Origin of the sequence: Duganella radicis, assembly GCF_009720825.1 — a bacterium.
Classification (GTDB): Bacteria; Pseudomonadota; Gammaproteobacteria; order Burkholderiales; family Burkholderiaceae_D; genus Rugamonas; species Rugamonas radicis.
The window spans coordinates 18,458-39,505 of the sequence record NZ_WNKY01000053.1; the positions used below are offsets into that span (position 1 = coordinate 18,458).

A 21,048-nucleotide genomic window follows, 5' to 3' on the forward strand; every position below is an offset into this window, starting at 1 on the left:
AGCCGGCATGAACCTTGTTGTACGCGAAGCGACGAAGGATGATGCCAGACTGATCGCCGAGCTCACGCGCGCCGCGTGGGCCGGCAAGGTCAGCGTTACTTCCAGCGGCCACCGCGAAACCGCCGTCATCGTTGCAGAACATCTGCGCGATGGCGGCGGTTTTGTTTTGGAGGTGGACGATCAGCCGGTCGGCTCGGTGCGCTGGCTGCCGCTCGATGCCGAGCAGGATGTATGGGAAGTGTGCAGGATGGGTGTACTGCCGCAGTACCGGGGCAGTAATCTCTCGCAGCACTTGCTGGAGGCGGTGATCCACCATGGCCTGGCGGCCGGCGTGGAAGAAGTGCGCCTGGCGGTGCGCGCCGACCAGCCGAAGCTGATCGACTTCTACACCGCCTACGAATTCGAACTGGCCGAGGAACTGGAGTATTCGCACGCCAATCCGCTGGAACCCGCGCCGCTGGTGATGCGCCGCTCGCTGCGGCACTGACAGCCGCACGGGAGGCAGTCCTACAAACGCCGATGCGCCCGCGTGAAACAATGGTGGCTTCCTACGGAGGCAATCATGAAAACCACTTTGGGGTTGTTGATGCTGACCGGCTTCCTGGGCACAACGGCCGTTGCTCAGCAAACCACCCCCGATCCATCAGTCAAGACTAGCGCGGGCAAGGCGGCCAAGGCCAAGAAGCCCGCCAGGCACGATTGCACCGGCATGCAGGGCGGCGTGGACGCCAGCGGCGGCGAGAGCGTGGAGGTGCAGGCCAAGACCAGCAAGACCACCGCTGCCAACAGCGCCAATTGCGGCAAGCACAATGGCAAGGCCGCCATGCCGGAAGCGGCACCAACCACGGCCCACCCCGAGATTAAGGACCCCGTCCTTCGGTAGCACTTTTACAGGAGACTGTCATGAATTCCAAATTGATCGCATTTCTTGCGGCGGCCACCATGAGCGTGGCGGCCGTGGCACAAACGCAAACTTCGGGCACCAGCAACACCGGCACGCCAACCAAGGGCCAAAGCACGGCCAACAGCGGCGAGCAGAATGCCACCGGCATGCAGAACAACAGCAATACGATCGGCTCGCAGCAAAAAACCGCCAAGGACCGCAAGGCGAAAAAGAACAACAAGTCAAACACCGATTGCAATGAGGCGCACACCGACGGCAACGCCACCACGCCCGCCCATGCCCGCGCCGATTGCGACAACACCAGCAAGACGCAGCAGCGCTAAGAGGTTGTTTCAAAATGCACGCAACGAAGCCGCGGGCTTTTTGAAACGACCTCTAAGCCGCAGGCCTAGAAGAGGTGGCGAATGCCGAGGTTGATCGCGCGGTTGCCGGTGCCGCCCTCAATCGAGCTGCCGACCGTGTAGCCGGCGCCATTCTTGTTGCGGATGTAGCCGTACACGCCATACAAGTCGGTACGCCTGGACAGGTAATAGCGATATCCCGCCGCGAACTGCTGCGCGTCCTGATTGAAGCCGGTCTTATCGTTCTTGCGGATGTAGGAGCCAAGCCAGGTGCCCAGGCCCGCCGGCACCGTCACGCCAAGCAGCATCACATCGCTATCGGTGGATGGCGTTGGCGCCACGCTTGCGCCAAACGGATTGGCCAGATTGCGCGGCAAGGCGCTGTTCACGCCTTTGTCCACGCCATACGCGAAGTGCGCCTTCGCCACGCCGAAGTCGTACAGCGCGGTCAACACCGAGTTACGCGCGCTGCTGACGTTCTTCACCATCGCCGTCTCGTTATTGCGATAGTGCGAGGCCAAGCGCAGCGTCAACGGTCCCGCCGCATACGCCAGCGCACCGCCGAACTGGCGGCCGGCGCCGCCGTCGCCAGCCACTTCGCCGGCACCGTACACCAGTTCGCCACTGAAGCCATGCGCCACGGGCGAGATGTATTTGACGGCATTGTCCATGCGGCTGGCGCTATTGCCGGTCGATGCCATCAGGTTCTTGGTATCTCCCGCCGTCCCCGAGCCGAAAGGGTCGACCGCAGCCACCGCCAGGTACTGCGGCGTGTATTGCCGGCCGATCGCCACCGTGCCTGCGCTGCCTTGCAATCCCACGTACGCCTGGCGGCCGAACAGCAAGCCCCCCTGCCCCATGGCGCCGGTATCGCCCTGGAAGCCATTCTCCACCAGGAAGACCGCCGACATGCCGCCGCCCAGATCCTCGGTGCCCTTGAAGCCGATGCGCGATCCGGACTCCACGCCGCTCGTCACCTTGGTGCTGGAGGCCGTGCCACCACTCTCGTGCACCAGCGCCATGTCAAAGATGCCGTACACGGTCACATTGGATTGTGCCGCCGCCATCCCGGCTGCCGCGCTCAATGCGAGCGCCATCATATTTTTTTTCATTGTCATCTCCCTGTTTTTCATTAAGCGCCGAAACCGCCGCCGCCCGGCGTTTCAATCGCAAAGACATCACCGGCCTGCATCTCGGCGGTGTGCGTCGCACCGAACTCCTCGACCGATCCATTGCCGCGCTCCACCCAGTTGCGCCCCAGAGCGCCGGGCTGCGCGCCCTGCAAGCCAAACGGTGCGATGCGGCGGTGGCCGGCCAGAATGTTGGCCGTCATCGCCTCAAGGAAGCGGATGCGGCGCAGCGCGCCGTCGCCACCACGGTGCGCCCCGTTGCCGCCACTGCCGCGGCGGATGGCGTGCGTCTCGACCAGCACCGGGAAGCGCCATTCCAGCACCTCCGGATCGGTCATGCGCGAGTTGGTCATGTGCGTCTGCACGGCGGCGGTACCATCAAAACCCGGACCTGCGCCCGATCCGCCGGCGATGGTTTCGTAGTACTGATGCTGGTCATTCCCAAAGGTGAAGTTGTTCATCGTCCCCTGCGAGGCGGACATCACACCGAGCGCGCCGTACAGGGCGTCGGTGACGTACTGCGATACCTCCACATTCCCCGCGACCACCGCCGCCGGATAGCGCGGATTGAGCATCGAGCCTTCCGGCACAATCAGGTGCAGGGGCTTGAGCACACCTTCGTTCATCGGAATGTCGCTGTCGATCAGGGTGCGGAACACGTACAATACGGCCGCCTTGCACACCGACAGCGGCGCGTTGAAGTTGGTGGGACGCTGTTCGCTAGTGCCGGTGAAGTCCACGATGGCGCTGCCGTTATCGCGATCGATGGTCAGTTTCACCTGCAACAGCGCGCCGTCATCCATCTCGTAGGCGAAGCTGGCGTCGCGCAGCGTGCGGATGGCCTTGCGCACGGCCTGCTCGGCGTTATCCTGCACATGCTGCATGTAGGCCAGCACCACCTCTTCGCCGTAAGTGGCGGCGGCTTTCAGCAATTCGTTGGCGCCGGTTTCGCATGCGCCCAGTTGCGCGATCAGGTCAGCGATGTTCTGGTCGATATTGCGGCTCGGCCAGGGACCGGCGGCAAACAGCGCCCGCACTTCCTGTTCGAGGAACACACCCCGGTCGACGATCTTCACGTTGTCCAGCAATACGCCCTCCTCCAGGATGCTGCTGCTGTTCGGCGGCATGGAGCCCGGCGTAATACCGCCCACATCACCATGATGGCCGCGCGCCGCGACGTAGAACAGCGGCGCATCAGCCGCTTTGCCATAGACCGGGCAGACCACCGTGATGTCCGGCAGGTGGGTGCCACCGTTGTATGGCACGTTGAGCACATAGGCATCGCCTGGCGCCATGCTGGCGGCGTGTTGACGAATCACGCACTGCACACTGTCGCTCATCGATCCCAGATGGACGGGAATATGCGGGGCGTTGGCGATCAGGTTGCCGTGGCGGTCAAACACGGCGCAGGAGAAGTCTAGACGCTCCTTCATGTTGACCGAGTACGCCGTGTTCTCCAGCGTCGTCCCCATCTGGCGTGCAATCGCCATGAACAGGTTATTGAAGATTTCCAGATGAATCGGATGTACCGCGGTGGTCATCTTGTGCGCCGCACCAGCGGAAACCACACGCTCCAGCAGCAGCGTATGGTCGGGCAGCACGCGGGCGCTCCAGCCAGCATCCACCACGGTGGTGGCGATGGCCTCGCGGATCAGCGCCGGGCCGGCGACACGGCTGCCCACCGGCAGTTCGGCGCGCACGTACAGCGGAATCGGCACGGTGTCGCCATCGACATAGCTATAGACGCGGCCATCCTCCACGCGCTCGCCGCCGGCCGGCACGGAGATTTCAAATCCCAAGCCGTCGCCGGCGCCTATGGCCTCGGCGGAGATGGATTCGATGACCAGCGGCTGGCCTTCCATCACGAAGCCGAAACGGCTGCGGTACAGGGTGGCGAAGGCTTCGGCCATGGCCACTTCGCTCCCCAGGGCGACGACGAAGGTGGAATCGCTGTCCTGGTATTTCACGCGGGCGCACAGTTCAACGCTGATGTCGGCCTGGGCGACCTTCTGCGCCAATAGTTCCTCGGCGGCCTGCTGCGCCAGCGCGGCCAGTTGCGGCTCCAGCGCGGTCAACGTCGCTGCGTTCAGCGGCTGCTCGACGGCGGCTTCGCGCATCGCGCGGATGTCCGCCAGGCCCATGCCGAATGCCGACAACACACCGGCAAACGGATGGATCGCGATCTTGCTCATGCCAAGGACATCCGCCACACGGCAAGCATGCTGGCCGCCGGCGCCGCCGAAGCAGCACATGGCATAACGGCTGACGTCATAGCCGCGCTCCACCGAAATCGACTTGATCGCCTGCGCCATATTGTCGACGGCGACCGCCAGGAAGCCATCCGCCACGGCCGATGGCGACAGGCGCGTTCCGGTCTCGGCGTGGATCTGCTCCGCCAGCTTGCTGAAGCGGCGTACCACCACATCACGGTCCAGCGGCTGATCGCCGTTGGGGCCAAACACGTGCGGGAAGTGCTCGGGCTGGATACGGCCCAGCATCACATTGCAGTCGGTGACCGTCAGCGGACCGCCCTTGCGGTAGCTTGCCGGCCCCGGATTGGCGCCAGCCGACTCCGGGCCGACCTTGAAGCGGCCGTTTTCAAAACTGCAAATCGAGCCGCCGCCCGCCGCCACCGTATGAATGTGCATCATCGGCGCACGCACACGCACACCGGCAACCACCATCTCGAACACGCGCTCATAGGCGCCGTCATAGTGGGCGACGTCAGTCGAGGTGCCGCCCATGTCAAAGCCGATCACCTGCTTCAGGCCTATCGCTTCGCAACTCTTGACCGCGCCAACAATGCCGCCGGCGGGGCCGGACAGGATCGCGTCCTTGCCCTGGAAGCGGCTGGCGTCCGTCAGCCCGCCGTTGGATTGCATGAACATCAGGCGGGTATCGCCGGTGTCGGCGGAAACGCGCGACACATAATCACGCAGCACCGGCGACAGGTAGGCATCCACCACCGTGGTATCGCCCCTGCCGACGATCTTCATCAAGGGACTGACCTGGTGGCTAACCGAGATCTGCGTGAAGCCCGCTTCCACCGCCAGCACGTGCAGGCGCTGCTCGTGCTGAGGATAGCGGTAGGCGTGCATCAGCACAATCGCAATCGCATCGATGCCGCGTCCGCGCAGCGCCTGGAACTGGCGGCGCAGCAGCGCGTCGTCCGGCGCTTGCAGCACTTCGCCATGCGCGCCGATGCGTTCGTCGATTTCAATCACCTCTTCGTAGATCAGATCCGGCAGCGCGATGTGCATGGCGAAGATGTCCGGCCGGTCCTGGTAACCGATGCGCAGCTGGTCGGCAAAACCGCGCGTGATGGCCAGTGCCGTGCGTGCGCCCTTGCGTTCCAGCAGCGCGTTGGTCGCCACCGTGGTGCCCATCTTGATGACCTCAATTTGCCCGGTCGGCAGCGGATCGCCGGTTTTCAACCCGAGCATCTCGCGCATGCCTTGGGTGACCGCGTCGTCGTAACGCTCCGGGCACTCCGACAGCAGCTTGTGCGTCACCAGCTTGCCGTCCGGACGGCGCGCCACGATGTCGGTGAAGGTGCCGCCGCGGTCGACCCAGAATTGCCAACGCAGTTGTTGAGCGGGGATGTCGTTTTTCATATTGATGCCTTTAAGTCTGGTATGGGATCTGTGATTCAGGATTCGAGTTGTTTGCCGGCGGTTTCCGGCAAGGTCAGGGCCGCGAGGATCATGACGCCGTAAGCGGTGCCGGCGAAGATGCCGATCGCCTCGCCGAGCGCCATCGACTGGCTGCTCATGCCGATCATCAGCGGGAACAGCGAACCTACCGCGCGGCCCATGTTGTAACTGAAGCCCTGGCCCGAGCCGCGTATGGCGGTGGGGAACAGCTCCGTCAGGAAGGCGCCCATGCCGCTGAACACACCGGACACGCAGAAGCCCAGCGGGAAGCCCAGGAACAGCATCACCCCATCCGTCACCGGCAACCGGGTATACGCCAGGGCAATGCACATCGAGCCGGTGGCAAACAAGATGAAGTTCTTTTTGCGGCCCAGATAGTCGGTCAGGAAGGCGCTGACGATGTAGCCGACGTAGGAGCCGACAATCACCATGGCCAGGTAGCCGCCGGTGCCCAGCACCGTCAGGTGGCGCTCGGTCTTGAGGAAAGTGGGCAGCCAGGTGGTGATGGCGTAGTAGCCGCCTTGCGCGCCGGTGGTCAGCAGGACGGCGCGCAGGGTCACGCTCAGCATTTTCGGCGAGAAGATTTGCCAGAACGATGGCTGGCCTTCGTCACGCGCCGCTTTCTTCTTCACGGCCACGAACACTTCCGGCTCATCGACAAAACGGCGGATGAAGATCACGAACAGTGCCGGCAAGATCCCCAGTAGGAAAAGCGAACGCCATGCCCACTCCGCCGGCAGCAGCGAGAACATCAAGGCGTACAACAGCGCGGACACGCCCCAGCCTATCGCCCATCCCGCCTGCACCATGCCGACCGCTTTGCCACGGTCCCTGGCGCGTATGACTTCGCCGATGAGGATGGCGCCAGCCGTCCACTCGCCGTCCATGCCAAAGCCCATCAGGCCGCGCGCCCACAGCAGCTGCGTGAAGTTCTGCGCCAGGCCGCACAGCACGGTGAAAAACGCGAACCAGAGTATCGTGATTTGCAGCGCTTTCACGCGGCCGATGCGGTCGGACAGAATGCCGGCGATCCAGCCGCCGGCGGCGGACGTCAGCAGCGTCACCGTGCCGATCAGGCCCGCGTCGCCCTTGGACAGGCCCCAGGTGGCAATCAGCGTTGGAATCACGAAGCTGAGGAACTGCGTGTCCATCGCATCCAGCGCGTAACCGATCTTGCAGCTCCAGAAGGTGCGGCGCTCCTTGCCCGTCAAGGCGAAGAACCAGGAAAAGAATCCTTCCCGCTGTTCTGTGCCGAGTGCTTGTGTGTTCATCGTAATCTCCCTTTTTGAAGGCGCAGCCGTCCCCGTTCAGGCCAGTGGTGCTGGCCCGTTGTGGTGCTGCGCTGGTTTTTTTAAATTAAAAAGCTGCGAGTGAAGAATTGAGTATGTCGGTCACCAGCATGTAGCCCGGCTGGTGGGTGACCACCAGTGGCAAACGCGCATGGCGTATGGCTTCCTGCGGCGTCACGCCGCAAGCCCAGAACACAGGGATTTCATCAGGCATGATCTCGACGGCATCGCCGTAGTCGGGCTGCATGATGTCGGCAATGCCAATCAAACGCGGATCGCCCAAATGAACAGGCGCGCCGTGCACCGCCGGATAGCGGCTGGTGATCTGAATCGCGCGGATAGCGTCGACCGCTTTCATCGGCCGCATCGACACCACCATCTCGCCAGCGAACGGGCCGGCGGGATGGTTGCGGATATTGGTGCAGAACATGGCGACGTTGCGGCGCTGCTCCACGTGGCGCAAGCGGATGCCCGCCTCCAGCAGCATGTGCTCAAACGAGAACGAGCAGCCGATCGCAAACACCACCATGTCATCACGCCAGACCTCATGCAGCGCATAGGTTTGTTCGGTCAGCTGGCCCTCGCGGTAAATGTTGTAGCCCGGGGTGTCGCTGCGGATGTCGAGGTCCGCCCCCAGGCGCGGCAGATTCCACTGCCCCGGCTCGCCCACCGCCAGCAACGGACAGGCGCGCTGATTGCGTTGGCTGAACAGCAGGAAGTCATGGGCATGCGCTTGTGGCAGGATGACCAGGTTGGCCTGGGCATAAGGACCGCAATAGCCTGCGGTGGGCTGGCGGAAGGCGCCGCTACGGACCTGCTGGCGCAATTCGAGTGGTGTCATGGCTGGCTCGCTCATCATATTAAAACAGCATGAGATAAGAATAATCTCGAATAACCACACAGGCTATCTAGTTATTGTTGCTGTTGTTGTTTAGTTTTTCTTACCACTCCGCGCTATCCTGGTGCATGAGGTTAAGGTATTCTTGTCGCATGAACACCCGCTTCCTGGAGACCTTCGTCATCCTCGCCCAGCTGCGCAGCTTCCGCGCAACGGCGCAGGCGCTGCACGCCACGCCCGCCGCGATCTCCCTGCGTATCAAGACGTTGGAAGAAGAGCTGCAAACGGAACTCGTCGACCGCCACAGCAAAGACTTCCGCCTCACCGCCAACGCCGAATATCTGCTGGGCCATGCCAAAGCGGTGGTCGACGCGACCCGGCGCCTGCAGGCGGCGGCGCACAAGGACAATGCGGTGCGCGGCCGCTTGCGCCTGGGGGTGATTGAATCGGTGGTGCATAGCTGGCTGGCGCAGTACATCCGTGAGCTGAACGCGCTGTATCCGGAAATTGAAGTCGATCTGGCGGTCGACATGAGCAATGTGCTGGAGCGCCGCCTGCGTGCCCGCGAGCTCGATCTGGTGATTCAGGTGGAAGGTGTGGAAAGCAGCGATATCGTGTCCGAAGCGCTGGCGGTCTATCCGCTGCACTGGATCGCGCGCAAAGGCTTGCTGGACCCGCGCAAGGAAGGTTTGAATCAGCGCCTGCTGCAACTGCCGATCCTGACCTTTGGACGTGGCACCGCGCCGCACCGCATGCTGGAGGAGATCGTCAGCAAGATGGCCAACCTGGCCATGGTGCCACTGGAGCAGACACGCATTACCTGCTCGCCGTCGGTGGCGGCGATTGTACAGTTGATGAAAGATGGTTACGGCGTGGCCGCGATACCCAGCCTGTTCGTGGCAGGTTTGCTCGACAGCGGTGAGTTTATTGAGCTGCCGGTGCAGCCGGAGCCGCCGTCGATTATTGTCTCCATGTGCTTCCACTCGAATGCCGAGATGCTGGTGCATGCCGCCGCCAACGCGGCACGCCAGTCCTGCGCCGGCTATTGCGCCCAGGTCGATCCACGCTACATCAAGTCGCTGGGCTGAGGTCCGGCATCAGGTCTTACAGCGCCAGCGCAATCTCGCTGGCGCCCGCACGCGGGGCGACGGAACACAGCAATACCTGCCCCGCTTCCGGCTGCGTGCTACAGCGACGGGTATAAGCCACATCGCCCGATTCCAGGCCTGCCGCGCAGGAGCCGCACAAACCTGAGCGGCACCCCGAAGGGGCGGCCACGCCGTTCGCTTCGGCCAGTTCAAGCAGGCTGCCGTGCGACCCGTCCCATATCGCCTCGACACCCGAACGGACGAAGTGGACCGGCACCGGGCCGGCGGCGGCCGCCACGGCCTGCGTGCCGGCGACGTCACTACGACGCACGCTGGCGGGGCCGAAAGCCTCGAAGCGGATGCGCTGGTCCGGCACATTCAGCTTGCGCAGGCCTTCGTACATGGTTTGCATGAAGCCGGCCGGGCCACACAGGTAGAAATCGTAGTCGTCGAATGGCAGCAGCTCGCGCAGCAGGTTGATATCAATGCGCTTGCTTTGCACATGCACGGAGAGATTGCTGTGCCCTGCCGCCAGCGTTTGCAGGTGCACCGCAAACGGATGCGCCGTCTCGCGCGCACCGTGAATGAAGTGGATTGGATGACGATGGCGTGTGCGGCTGCCGTTCACCAGCAAGCCGTTCAGCATGGCGATCATTGGCGTGATGCCGATGCCGGCCGATAGCAGCACGGCCGGCCGCTGCGTGCCCTCTTCAAATGTGAAGTCGCCACCGGGCCCCATCAACTCGATCTGCGCGCCCGGCGCCAGATGCGCGTGCAACCATGACGACACCACGCCATCGCGCTTGACGCTGACGCGGTAACGGCGGCCATTGGGCGCATCGGAAATCGTGTAGCTGCGGATTTGCGACGCCGCGCCGCCGTCCGCCCACTCCGGCACGCGCACCGAGACAAACTGCCCCGGCACGTGCGCCGCCACGCCAAGGCCGTCGGCTGGTTCAAGATGGAATGAGCGCACGTCAGCGCTCTCCCGCACCACGTCGGCCACGGTGAAGGTGCGCCAGCTGGTGGTCAGCGCGGCGGCCGACTGCGCGCGGTCGGCCTCCTCCCAACTGCCGGTGCGCGCATTTTGCATGGCCGGCTGCGGCGCGGTCCAGCGGAACGGCAGCGCGCCGGCATTGCGCACCACTTCGCGCACGTGGAAACGCAGCAGGCGTTCGGCGCCCGCAAATGCCTGCAACCGCGGGCCGTCCCAGATAATCTCCGCCTCCACCGCGATGTGCAGCAGGTCGCCTCGCTCGAAGTCGATGAACAGCAGGCCTGCGCGCGGATACTCGGCCACATTGCCTAGCGTGTTGAAGAAGAAGTTGCCGACGAATTCCGGTGACGTCAGCGTGCGCTCGTCATCCACGCGCACAAACCCCGGCCGGCCGCCGCGGTGCGACACGTCCACGCCACGCCCGCGACCCGCATCGGCTTTCATATTGGCGCTGGCGATGAAGAAGGTGTCGGCGCGCGCAATCAGCTCGCGGTCGGCCGCCGTCAGCGCCACGCCACGCAGCACCTGCACCTTGCGCCCATCGTCTGGCGCGGCGCTGTGCTGGCGATGCTGGATGTACTGCGGGCAGTTACCGAAGCTTTGCGTAACGGCGATGCGCAGCCCGCCCTCGTCGGCCGCCACGATCTCGCCATTCACACGGTTGCGGCGGCGCGTGGTCGGCTCCAGACCGAGGCCGCCCACATGATCGCCAACGCGCAATTGTCCTTCCAGCGGATCGCCCGCCAGCATGCCGCCGCCGATGTGCAGCGTATGTTCATCAGGCGTGCTGACAAACCCCGGGCCGGCGGCCAGCATGGTCGCCCACGGCTGCCCGGCCGCGTCCAGCGCGCCAAGGAAGAAGAACGGCAGCGACGCATAGAACTGACGATGCTGCTCCGGCATGAAGTCGCGGATGAACGCCGCCGCGCCGGCCATGTGATCGCGCACGCCTACGCGCTCCTGGATCGCCAATTCGCCAGCGTGGAAGGGCGTCATGATTTATACCTCCTCTGGCGCCAGGCCGGCTTTGGTGGCCGGCATCGGCACAAAGCCTGGCAACGCGCGGATGTTGTCCAGCCAGGCGCGGATATTCGGGTACGGTTTCAGCGACACGCCGCCTTCCGGTGCGTGGGCGATATAGCTGTAGCCGGCGATGTCGGCGATGGTGGCATGCTCTCCCACCAGCCAGCGGCGGCCTTGCAGCTCGCGTTCCATCACGTCGAACAGACGCACGGCCATGGTCTTGGCGGCTTCGTGATCGCGTGGCGCGTTGAACACGGTGACCAGGCGCGCGGTGGCGGGACCGCCCGCGATCTTGCCGGCGGCAACCGACAACCAGCGCTGGACGTTGGCCGTGGCGACCGGATCGCGCGGCAGCCAGCGGCCGCTATCGTCATATTTGGAGGCCAGGTAGACCAGGATGGCGTTGGAATCGGCCAGCGTCACATCGCCATCTTGCAGCACCGGGATTTCGCCGAAGGCGTTCATGCCCAGGAAGGGTTCTTTCTTGTGCTCGGCGTTGGCCAGATCGACCAGCACGTATTCATGCGGCAGGTTCAGCAGGTTAAGGAACAGGTGGGCGCGGTGGGTGTGGCCGGAAAGCGGAATGCCGTACAGTTTCATGATGACTCCTTGGTTGGTGATGAAACAAGTATAGGGAGCCGCCATCGTCCTGATAAGCCGGACAAATACGGAATCACAGTCCACTTAAAGTGTACAATCAGGCTTATGATCGATCTCAGCACCATCAACCTCAACCGCCTGACCACCTTTGTTGCCGTGGTCGAGGCCGGCTCGCTCACGGCCGCCGCCGAGCGGCTGGGTCTGGCCAAGTCCATGGTCAGCAAGCACATGCAACTGCTGGAGCAGGAAATCGGCGTCGGCCTGCTGCTGCGTTCCACCCGCAAGCTGAGCCTGACCGAGGCTGGCCGCAGCTTCTATGCATCCAGCCGCCAGCTGTTGCAGGCGGCGGAGCAAGCCATCGAGCAGGCGCGCAGCGGACGCAACGCGCCGCAAGGCACGCTGCGCGTGGCCTCGCCCATCGATTACGGGGTGATTGTGGTGTCGCCGGTGCTGGCGCAGCTGCGCGCGCGCTACCCGGCGCTGAAAATCGATCTGACTTGCGGCGACCATCGGATTGACCTGATCGCGGAAGGCATCGACGTCACGGTCCGGCTGGGCAAGCTGGCCGACTCCGGCCACATGGCCACGCGGGTGGATACGCTGACGCGCTGGCTGGTGGCCAGCCCCGCGTTCCTGGCCGCACACGGCACGCCGGTCACGCCGGACGATTTGTCTTCGCTGCCCTACATCGCCCTGTCGGTGATACCGCAGCCGGCGCAATTCACGCTGAGCGACCGCGCCGGCGATCAGGTCGATGTGCGCATGGAGAACACGGTGTTTTCATCGAATACCGCCTACGCCACGCGGGCGGCGGCGCTGGCCGGCGACGGCATCCTGCGCGCCACCACATTTTCAGTGAAAGACGATGTGGCGACAGGCCGTCTGGTGCGCGTGCTGCCCGACTGGTCGCTGCCGGAGAGCGACATCCATGCGGTCTACCCGGCTACCTCTCACCTGCCGCAAAAAGTGCGCGTCTTCATCGACGCCCTGAAAGCGGCTACCGGCGGCTAGCCGAGACCACGATGCCGCCGACGATCAACGCGAAGGCGGCGGCATGGTAGCCGTGCGGCGCTTCGCCAAGGAAGGCCGAGGACAACACGGCGGTAAACAGCGGCGTCAGGTTGACGAAGAAAGCACCGACCGACGGGCCGGCCTCGCGCACGCCGGCCCCCCAGCAGCCGAAGGCGACGATGGCCGGGCAGGTCGACACGTACAGCAGCGCCGCCGCCAGCGCCCAGCTCCACTGCACCGGCATCGCGCCCAGCGCCTGCTCGCCCACCGCAAACGCGCCCGACCACAGCGCGCCAAACGCCACTTGCGCCAGCAGGAAGCTGGCCCAGTTGGCGCGGATGCCGGCCGGCTCCTTGGCGCGCAGCAGCAGCCAGCTGTACAGCGACCAGGCGATGGTCGCCAGGATCATGAACAGATCGCCCGCCACCAGCCGCAGCTCCAGCACGTGCTGCCATTCACCGCGCGCCAGCACCAGCAGCACGCCGGCGATCGACAGCACCGCGCCGGCCACCTGCTTGCGGCTGACCGGCACGTTGAAGAACAGGCGGCCGGTCAGCATCATCCACACCGGCATGCCGGATGCCACCAGCGTGACGTTGATCGGCGTCGAGCTTTGCAGCGCCATGTATTGCAGCGCGTTGTACATGCCGATGCCCAGCAGGCCGAGGATGGCGTAGGTTTTCCAGTGCGCCCACAGCCCGGCCTGGCGGCGGAACACCGGGCCGGCCAGCGGCAGCAGGATGAAGAAAGCGATGGCCCAGCGCAGGAAATTCAGCAGCACGGGCGGCAGCATGTCGTGCACCAGGCGGCCGACGATGGCGTTGCCGGCCCACAGCAGCGGCGGCAGGGTCAGCAGGAAAATGGTTTGGGGCGTCAGGCGGGCGTTCATCTTTACTATTCGTGCAACATTATCCGCTAGAGCATACCCTATCGCGAGCGATAGAAATAGCGCGGGAGCGCTGCGGCGCGGTAAAATAGCCGTTGCTGATCCAACCACTTAGATAATATGAAACTTTCTAAACAACATTCGATGTACGAATCCGAGCACACCCTGTTCATCAAGGCGTTGAAGGAAAAGAATCCTGGTATTGAAGAAGGCCAGCAGAAAGGCCGCGCCCTGCTGTGGGACCGTCCTCCGATCTCGCTGGATGAGCAGCAACGTCAGCTGGAATCGGCTGTGAAGCAACAAGCTTACGTCTACCAGAACAAGGTCTAAGCACAGCATGCGGGGCGGCAAGGATGTTGCCAGACGATACGGCTGACTTGGAGCCGCCTGTACCGGAAGCCGATCTCGGCGCGCCGGATGCCGGCCCCAACCCGCTCGACACGGCCACCGCCGCTGTCTCCGCCGGCGCAGCCGATGCCGCCAACGATGCCGCGCCTGACGCGGCCGAGCCAGCCGATGGCGCAGCGGCCGAGGCCGCCGCCGCCGAAGCCGCCCTCACCGGAGAAGTCTCCGCCCTCGCCCGCCTGTACGGCGAGCCGCTGCTCAAGCTGCCAACCGATCTGTACATCCCGCCCGACGCGCTCGAAGTCTTCCTCGACGCATTTGAAGGCCCGCTCGACCTGCTGCTGTACCTGATCCGCAAGCAAAACTTCAACATCCTCGACATCCCGATGGCGCAGCTGACGCTGCAATACCTGAAGTACGTCGATCAGATCCGCCTGTCCAACCTCGAACTGGCGGCGGAATACCTGTTGATGGCGGCCATGCTGATCGAAATTAAATCGCGCATGCTGCTGCCGCAGCGCCAGGCCGATCTGGACGTGGAAGCGGACGACCCGCGCGCCGAGCTGGTGCGCCGCCTGCTGGAATACGAACAGATCAAGCTGGCCGCCTACGACCTCAACGCCATCCCGCAAGTCGACCGCGACTTCGTCCGCACCCAGATCTTCATCGAGCAGAGCCTGACGCCGGCCTGGCCACATGTCGAAGCCATCGACTTGCAGCAAGCCTGGATGGACGTGATGAAGCGCGCCAAGCTGACCCAGCATCACAAGATCAGCCGCGAGGAGCTGTCGGTGCGCGAGCACATGACCGGCATCCTGCGCCGCCTGCAATCGACCCGCTTTGTCGAGTTCGCCGACCTGTTCGACATCGCCGGCGGCGTGCCGGTGGTGGTGGTGAACTTTGTGGCGCTGCTGGAGCTGGCCAAAGAAACCCTGATTGAAATTACCCAGGCCGAACCGTTCGCACCGATTTACGTGCGGCTGGCCTACTCGCCGGCGTAAGCCGGCACCCAGAACGAGCTTACAACCATGAAAATCATCACCTCGATTGAAGAACTGCGCGACCAACTGAGCGGCCAATTGCGCACGGCGTTTGTCCCGACCATGGGCAATCTGCACGAAGGCCACCTGTCGCTGATGCGCCTGGCGCGCAAGCATGGCGACCCGGTGGTGGCGTCGATCTTCGTCAACCGCCTGCAATTCGGCCCGAACGAGGACTTCGACAAGTATCCGCGCACCTTCCAGGCCGACGTGGAGAAGCTGGAGAAAGAAGGCGTGTACGTGCTGTTCGCGCCAACCGAGAAAGATCTGTATCCGGAGCCGCAGGAGTACCGCGTGCAGCCGCCGGATGGCCTCGGCAATACGCTGGAGGGCGAGTTCCGTCCGGGCTTCTTCAATGGCGTGTGCACGGTGGTGACCAAGCTGTTCTCGTGCGTGCAGCCGCGCGTGGCGGTGTTCGGCAAGAAGGACTACCAGCAGCTGATGATCGTGCGTAACATGACGCGCCAGTTCGCCATGCCGACCGAGATTATCGCGGCTGAAACGTACCGCGCGGATGACGGCCTGGCGCTATCGTCGCGCAATATGTACCTGTCGGAAGCGGAGCGCGCCGAGGCGCCGGCGCTGTATCAGACCCTGAACTTCGTCGCCAACGAAATGCGTTCCGGCCATCTGGACGTGTTCCAGCTGGAGCACAAGGCCATGGACGACCTGGCCAAGCGCGGCTGGAAGCCGGACTACATCTCGATCCGCAAGCGCAACGACCTGCAACCGCCGAACGCCGGCGATCTGGCGCAAGGCACGCCGCTGGTGGTGCTGGCCGCCGCTAAGCTCGGCACCACCCGCCTGATCGACAACCTCGAAATCTAAGGCTTGCCACCCGCAGGCGCAGCCGGCAGAACAGCCGCGCCCTGCGGCGACAGCTGGATAATGACTGCAGGGGTGGTGATCGGCTGAGCTGGCGCAACGGCAGGTGGCGGTGGTGGCGGCTCCCTCAGCGCCACATGCAGCACCACGCTGGCAAGCGCCACGTTCAGCGCGATCGTGGTCACGAACAGGCCGACCACCCACTTCACCACTTCGGATACGCCTTTCGAAACCGCATTTTCGATTTTGGCATCTATCGCCTTGAAGCGCTCATCCATCGTCGCGCGCAAAGCATCAGACCGCTCATCCATCGTAGTGCGCAAGGCATCAAACCGCTCATCCATCGTGGTGCGCAAGGCAATAAACCGTTCATCCATCGTGGTGCGCAAGGCATCAAGCCGTTCATCCATCGTAGTGCGCAAGGCATCAAGCCGTTCACTTACGGATACGCGCAGGTCGTCAACGGCGGTGCGGACGTCGCCCACTTTGTTGTCGATGTACTCTCTGTCGGAATTGGCGTTCATGATGAAGCCATCATGCGCCGCGCAATCTGGCGCGTCAACGGGCGCGCGTGCGGTGTTTGAGGCAGGTCAAGCGGCGACGTTCTGGGCCCAGGCCAGGGCCGAGAGGTGGGCTTTGTTGACGTCCAGGGGGCTCAGTTTCAGGCTCGCGGCCAGCGAGGCGACCAGATTGGAATTCAGTTCGCAAGCCTCGGCCAGGGCCAGGTAAGGACCATATTTGCCGCTGCGCGTCAGCAGCGCCGCCACCACGTCGTCGGACAACTGGATGTTGGCCAGCACTTCCTGCATCGGAATGCCCAGCAGCCGGTCCAGCAGCGAGAACATGCCCGCCACGAAGATATTTTCCGCCTCGCTCTTGCCCAGCGCCGCCTGCCCCAGCAGCTCTGCCAGGCGGCCGCGCACCACCGCCGTTTCCAGCAGCACCGGCGAATAGCCCGAGGTGCTGGCCGTGGCCAGCAGCAAGGTCAGCCAACGGTACAGTGGCGTGTAACCCAGCAAGGTCAGCGCCTGGCGCAGGGACTGCACCTCCCTGCCCGCGCCAAAGCCGGCCGAATTGATGAAGCGCAGCAGCTTGTAGGTCAGTGTGGCGTCGCGCTTGAGCACCGCCTCCAGCTGGGCGATGTCGGCGTTCTGCCGCACCATCTGCATCAGCTGCATGATGATGGTCTGGGCCGGATTCAGGCCCTTGTTGTCGCTCGAGGGACGCGGCGTCAGGTGCAGCTTGCCGACAAAGGCGTTCAAGCCCAGCGCCGCGCAGGCGTCAAAGTCGGCCCAGTTGCTGACCGGGCGGCCCACCATCCCCACCGTCGATTGTTTCAAGGCCGCATAAGTGCGCGCCTGCGCCCCCACATCGGCGCCGGTGAAGCGCACTTCCACGTAGGAAGCCACCGTCGGCAGGCGGCTGCCGATGCGGGTCAGGTCGGCCTCGCGCAGCAGGATGCCGACGCCGCCGGCGCGCAAGCCCTGCACCGCGGCCAGGGTATCGGGATTGGCCAGTTCCGCCGTCTTGATCGACAGCACCGTGTGCTGCGGCGGCAAGGCGTGCAGCGCGTCGGTCGACAGCATGGCGGGAACGGCTTCCAGGAAGAGAGTTTTGTCTCGCAACAACCAGCCGCCGTCCTCATCAAGGACCTGGCTGGCGACGAAACCGACCAGCGACTCCAGCGCATCGAGCGTAGAGCCGCCAGCCGAGGCTTGTTGCCACGTCAGTTCGTAGCCTACGACCCGCTGTTTCGGGTCAAGCAAGGGCTCACGGACGAGAAAGTTGGTTTCGTGCATGGCACCTTGTTACTAACGATATCAAGCCCCGAGTTTCTCGAAGATCTTGTTCAGCTTTTCATCCAGCGTGGCGGCGGTGAATGGCTTCACCACATAGCCGTTGGCGCCGGCTTGCGCCGCCGCGATGATGTTTTCCTTCTTGGCCTCAGCGGTCACCATCAACACCGGCAGCTTGGCCAGCGCGGGGTCGGCACGGATGTTTTGCAACATGGTCAGGCCGTCCATGTTCGGCATGTTCCAGTCGGACACGACGAAGTCGAACTGCTCTGCGCGCAGCTTGGCCAGCGCCATCACGCCGTCTTCTGCCTCGTCGACATTGGCATAACCCAGTTCTTTTAACAGATTCCGGACGATGCGGCGCATCGTCGAAAAATCGTCAACAACTAAAAATTTCATCTTTGGATCAGCCATGAATTGCTCCGTTGATTCTCTACGCGGTTGTTAATAGTGCCTACAATTGGCAACAAGTTGTAGGATAGCATTTTCGTTGCTTGAAGGCGAACAAAGTAGCAGTAAAACGTCACAGTTGCACAATTAAACACGCAAGGCGCGCATCCCGTGTTGCGCCAGGTAGCCCAGCACCATGCCCGGCAGCGCCTGCAAGGCCCCGACTTCATGCGCCGCCCCCACGGCGATCGCTTCGCGCGGCATGCCGAACACCACGCAACTGGCCTCGTCCTGCGCAAAATTATACGCCCCGGCATTTTTCATCTCCAGCATGCCGGCTGCGCCGTCCTTGCCCATACCAGTCAGGATAACACCGACTGCGTTTTTACCGGCGGCTTGTGCGGCGGAACGGAACAACACATCCACCGACGGCCGGTGGCGGTTGACCGGCTCGGCCTGGTCGATGCGGGTCATGTAGTTGGCGCCGCTACGGGTCAGGTACAGGTGCGAGTGGCCCGGCGCGATGTAGGCGTGGCCCGGCAGCACGCGCTCATTGCCCTGCGCCTCCATCACCGAGATCTTGCACAGCGAGTCCAGCCGCTTGGCGAACGAGCGGGTGAAACCTTCCGGCATGTGCTGGGTGATCAGGATGCCGGGGCAGTCGGACGGCATTTGCATCAGGAATTCGCGGATCGCCTCGGTGCCGCCGGTGGAAGCGCCGATGATGATCAGCTTTTCCGACGACAGCAGCGGGTTGCGCAGCGCCGACAGCGGCGCGTGCCCTTCGGCGCCCGGCTGCGGCAGGCGGCGCGCCTGCACCCGCGCCTTGGAGGCGGCGCGGATCTTGTCGGTGATCAGGTCGGTATATTCGCGCATGCCGGCCTGGATCGAGATTTTCGGCTTGGTGACGAAATCCACCGCGCCCAGCTCCAGCGCGCGCATGGTGATCTCGGAGCCGCGCTCGGTCAGCGAGGACACCATCACCACCGGCATCGGCCGCAGGCGCATCAGTTTTTCCAGGAAGTCGAGGCCGTCCATCTTCGGCATCTCGACGTCCAGCGTCAGGACGTCAGGATTGGTTTGCTTGATCAGTTCGCGCGCCACCAGCGGATCGGGGGCCACGCCCACGACCTCCATGTCGGCTTGGGAATTGATGATCTCGGTCATCACGCTGCGGATCAGTGCGGAGTCGTCGCACACCAGGACTTTGATCTTCATACAATACTTTCTTGTTATTCAAAACAAATCAATCTCGCCACCCACCGGCGCCACCTTGAGGCGGCTGGCGTATTCAATTTCGCGTTTGACCAGGGTGTCGTTATGGCTTTGCATCAGCTTCTTGACCAGCACCTTGCCGGTGCGCGGGAAGAAATAAACCTTGCGCGGATAGATATCGTTCAAGTCTTCCGCCACCACGCGGATGCGCTCCACCTTGAGGAAATTCAGCACGAACGCCGCGTTGCGCTCGCCGACGTTGATGGCGGTGAAGCCCTTCAGCACCGCGCCGCCGCCAAACACCTTGGCCTCCAGATTCTCGCGCTTGGCGCCGGCCTTGAGCAGGTCGTTGATCAGGATCTCCATGGCGTAGGTGCCGTAGCGCGCCGAGGCCGACACCGGGCTGCCGGCATCGCCGCCGCCGTCCGGCAGCATGAAGTGGTTCATGCCGCCCAGGCCGGTGGTGCGGTCGCGGATGCAGGCCGACACGCACGAGCCCAGCACGGTCACGATCAGCATGTCCTTGTTGGTGTGGTAATACTCGCCCGGCAAGATTTTGGCGGCCTGGCAGTCGAACGTCCGGTCGTAGTAAACGTTCGTGGCAAATTGTTCAAGGTCCATGTTTTATTCTCATGTGCGTTGCGGTGCTTTGCGGGCTGCGGCGTTGTCGTCCAGTTCATAGACAGTCTTGCCGCGCAGTTTCAACGACTCCGAGACATACAGGAAATTCTCCGAATGCCCGGCAAACAGCAGCGCATCCGGTTTCATCAGCGGGACAAAGCGCGCCAGGATCTTGCGCTGGGTGGCCTTGTCAAAGTAAATCATCACGTTGCGGCAGAAGATGGCGTCGAACTGGCCGCTGATCGGCCAGCTGTCGGCCAGCAGGTTCAACTGCTTGAAGGTGATCATATTGCGCAATTCCGGACGCACGCGCGCCTGCCCCTCGCGATCGCCCTTGCCTTTCAGGAAAAAGCGGCGCTGCCGCTCGGGCAGCATCTTGTCCAGCCGGTCCATGGTGTAGACGCCGTTGGCGGCGTGGGCCAGCACATTGGTGTCGATGTCGGTGGCGATGATCTGGCAGTTGGGCGTGAGCGTGTTGAAGGCTTCGCACACGGTCATGGCGATCGAGTACGGTTCCTCGCCGGTGGAGCTGGCGGAGCACCAGATGGTCAGCGGCTCGCGCTTGCCCTTGATGTGCTCGGCCAGCAGCGGGAAGTGGTGGGCTTCGCGGAAGAACGAGGTCAGGTTGGTGGTGAGGGCGTTGGTGAACGATTCCCACTCCTCGCCCAGGCGCCCCGCTTCCAGGTCGTCCAGGTACTTGGCGAAGGAGCCGATGCCGGTGGCGCGCAGGCGGCGCGCCAGGCGGCTGTAGACCATCTCCTGCTTGCTGTCGGCCAGCGAGATGCCGGCACGCTTGTAAATCAAGCCGCGAACACGCTCGAAATCCTTGGCGTTGAAGTCAAATTCCTTGACCGTATCTTTTGATTGCGGCATATGTTAAATCCTTTTCCGTACTGCCTAATATGCCACGTCGCACCGGCGCCGGCCGGTGCGACGGCTCAAAACTCTTCCCATTCGTCGCCGCCCGATGGCGCCGGGGCGGCTTTCTTCGGCGCGGCCGGACGCGGCGCCGGTGCCGGACGCGGCGCGGCAATCGCCGGCGCCGGGGCCGGGGCC

At 63.6% G+C, this 21,048-nt stretch carries 21 protein-coding genes; 8 read left to right on the forward strand and 13 right to left on the reverse strand.

Going from position 1 to position 21,048, the window contains the following annotated elements:
• Positions 1-7: 7 nt before the first annotated feature.
• The 3 genes from GM676_RS27485 (at position 8) to GM676_RS27495 (ending at position 1,227) form a co-directional block, all read left to right on the forward strand.
• Positions 8-487, forward strand: coding sequence for a GNAT family N-acetyltransferase (locus tag GM676_RS27485; RefSeq protein WP_155467458.1), 480 nt, complete (start codon positions 8-10; stop codon positions 485-487).
• Positions 488-562: 75 nt separating this feature from the next.
• Positions 563-883 carry a hypothetical protein gene (locus GM676_RS27490; protein ID WP_155467459.1) on the forward strand — a complete coding sequence of 107 codons (321 nt, stop codon included), beginning with the start codon at positions 563-565 and terminating at the stop codon, positions 881-883.
• 20 nt (positions 884-903) lie between these two features.
• Entirely contained in the window at positions 904-1,227 is a 324-nt protein-coding gene (locus GM676_RS27495; RefSeq protein ID WP_155467460.1) for a hypothetical protein, read from the forward strand.
• A 65-nt stretch (positions 1,228-1,292) separates the two neighbouring features.
• Here GM676_RS27495 and GM676_RS27500 read toward each other — a convergent pair whose 3' ends face one another.
• The 4 genes from GM676_RS27500 to GM676_RS27515 form a co-directional block, all read right to left on the reverse strand.
• Positions 1,293-2,357, reverse strand: coding sequence for a porin (locus GM676_RS27500; RefSeq protein WP_155467461.1), 1,065 nt, complete (start codon positions 2,355-2,357; stop codon positions 1,293-1,295).
• Between the two features lie 20 nt (positions 2,358-2,377).
• A complete protein-coding gene (locus GM676_RS27505) occupies positions 2,378-5,989 on the reverse strand; it encodes a hydantoinase B/oxoprolinase family protein (RefSeq protein WP_155467462.1) in 3,612 nt (1,203 codons plus the stop codon).
• Positions 5,990-6,024: 35 nt separating this feature from the next.
• Positions 6,025-7,299 carry an MFS transporter gene (locus GM676_RS27510; protein ID WP_155467463.1) on the reverse strand — a complete coding sequence of 425 codons (1,275 nt, stop codon included), beginning with the start codon at positions 7,297-7,299 and terminating at the stop codon, positions 6,025-6,027.
• An 85-nt stretch (positions 7,300-7,384) separates the two neighbouring features.
• Complete coding sequence (locus tag GM676_RS27515; protein WP_155467464.1) at positions 7,385-8,158, reverse strand: putative hydro-lyase; 774 nt, start codon at positions 8,156-8,158, stop codon at positions 7,385-7,387.
• Positions 8,159-8,307: 149 nt separating this feature from the next.
• Here GM676_RS27515 and GM676_RS27520 point away from each other — a divergent pair, with 149 nt between their 5' ends.
• A complete protein-coding gene (locus GM676_RS27520) occupies positions 8,308-9,243 on the forward strand; it encodes a LysR family transcriptional regulator (protein WP_155467465.1) in 936 nt (311 codons plus the stop codon).
• Between the two features lie 16 nt (positions 9,244-9,259).
• On the opposite strand, the gene GM676_RS27525 is transcribed toward GM676_RS27520, so the two are convergent.
• Positions 9,260-11,236 (reverse strand): 2Fe-2S iron-sulfur cluster-binding protein, encoded by a 1,977-nt coding sequence (locus GM676_RS27525; protein ID WP_155467466.1) that lies wholly within the window; start codon positions 11,234-11,236, stop codon positions 9,260-9,262.
• A gap of 3 nt (positions 11,237-11,239) precedes the next feature.
• Positions 11,240-11,863 carry a glutathione S-transferase family protein gene (locus GM676_RS27530; RefSeq protein WP_155467467.1) on the reverse strand — a complete coding sequence of 208 codons (624 nt, stop codon included), beginning with the start codon at positions 11,861-11,863 and terminating at the stop codon, positions 11,240-11,242.
• Between the two features lie 105 nt (positions 11,864-11,968).
• On the opposite strand from GM676_RS27530, the gene GM676_RS27535 reads away from it, so the two are divergent.
• Positions 11,969-12,874: a LysR family transcriptional regulator gene (locus GM676_RS27535; RefSeq protein ID WP_155467468.1), complete on the forward strand. Its 906-nt coding sequence runs from the start codon at positions 11,969-11,971 to the stop codon at positions 12,872-12,874.
• Here GM676_RS27535 and GM676_RS27540 read toward each other — a convergent pair.
• Positions 12,861-13,763: a DMT family transporter gene (locus GM676_RS27540; protein ID WP_155467469.1), complete on the reverse strand. Its 903-nt coding sequence runs from the start codon at positions 13,761-13,763 to the stop codon at positions 12,861-12,863. The genes GM676_RS27535 and GM676_RS27540 overlap by 14 nt on opposite strands.
• Positions 13,764-13,880: 117 nt before the next feature.
• On the opposite strand from GM676_RS27540, the gene GM676_RS27545 reads away from it, so the two are divergent.
• The 3 genes from GM676_RS27545 to panC are packed head-to-tail and all read left to right on the forward strand — an operon-like array spanning position 13,881 to position 15,973.
• Entirely contained in the window at positions 13,881-14,090 is a 210-nt protein-coding gene (locus tag GM676_RS27545; RefSeq protein WP_155467470.1) for a DUF3460 family protein, read from the forward strand.
• A gap of 23 nt (positions 14,091-14,113) precedes the next feature.
• Positions 14,114-15,106: a segregation and condensation protein A gene (locus GM676_RS27550; RefSeq protein WP_211923301.1), complete on the forward strand. Its 993-nt coding sequence runs from the start codon at positions 14,114-14,116 to the stop codon at positions 15,104-15,106.
• 27 nt (positions 15,107-15,133) lie between these two features.
• On the forward strand, positions 15,134-15,973 hold the full coding sequence (gene panC / locus GM676_RS27555; RefSeq protein ID WP_155467471.1) for a pantoate--beta-alanine ligase: 840 nt from the start codon (positions 15,134-15,136) through the stop codon (positions 15,971-15,973).
• On the opposite strand, the gene GM676_RS27560 is transcribed toward panC, so the two are convergent.
• From GM676_RS27560 to GM676_RS27585, 6 genes are all read right to left on the reverse strand, one after another.
• Entirely contained in the window at positions 15,970-16,494 is a 525-nt protein-coding gene (locus GM676_RS27560) for a hypothetical protein (RefSeq protein ID WP_155467472.1), read from the reverse strand. The genes panC and GM676_RS27560 overlap by 4 nt on opposite strands.
• 66 nt (positions 16,495-16,560) lie before the next feature.
• The gene (locus tag GM676_RS27565) at positions 16,561-17,769 is read right to left on the reverse strand and encodes an EAL and HDOD domain-containing protein (RefSeq protein WP_155467473.1); all 1,209 of its coding nucleotides are present in this window, start codon (positions 17,767-17,769) and stop codon (positions 16,561-16,563) included.
• 21 nt (positions 17,770-17,790) lie between these two features.
• Complete coding sequence (gene cheY, locus GM676_RS27570; protein ID WP_028104141.1) at positions 17,791-18,180, reverse strand: chemotaxis response regulator CheY; 390 nt, start codon at positions 18,178-18,180, stop codon at positions 17,791-17,793.
• A 123-nt stretch (positions 18,181-18,303) separates the two neighbouring features.
• Positions 18,304-19,374 carry a protein-glutamate methylesterase/protein-glutamine glutaminase gene (locus GM676_RS27575; protein WP_155467474.1) on the reverse strand — a complete coding sequence of 357 codons (1,071 nt, stop codon included), beginning with the start codon at positions 19,372-19,374 and terminating at the stop codon, positions 18,304-18,306.
• An 18-nt stretch (positions 19,375-19,392) separates the two neighbouring features.
• The gene (gene cheD / locus GM676_RS27580; RefSeq protein ID WP_154381254.1) at positions 19,393-19,992 is read right to left on the reverse strand and encodes a chemoreceptor glutamine deamidase CheD; all 600 of its coding nucleotides are present in this window, start codon (positions 19,990-19,992) and stop codon (positions 19,393-19,395) included.
• A gap of 9 nt (positions 19,993-20,001) precedes the next feature.
• Positions 20,002-20,865, reverse strand: coding sequence for a CheR family methyltransferase (locus tag GM676_RS27585; protein WP_155467475.1), 864 nt, complete (start codon positions 20,863-20,865; stop codon positions 20,002-20,004).
• Between the last annotated feature and the right edge of the window lie 183 nt (positions 20,866-21,048).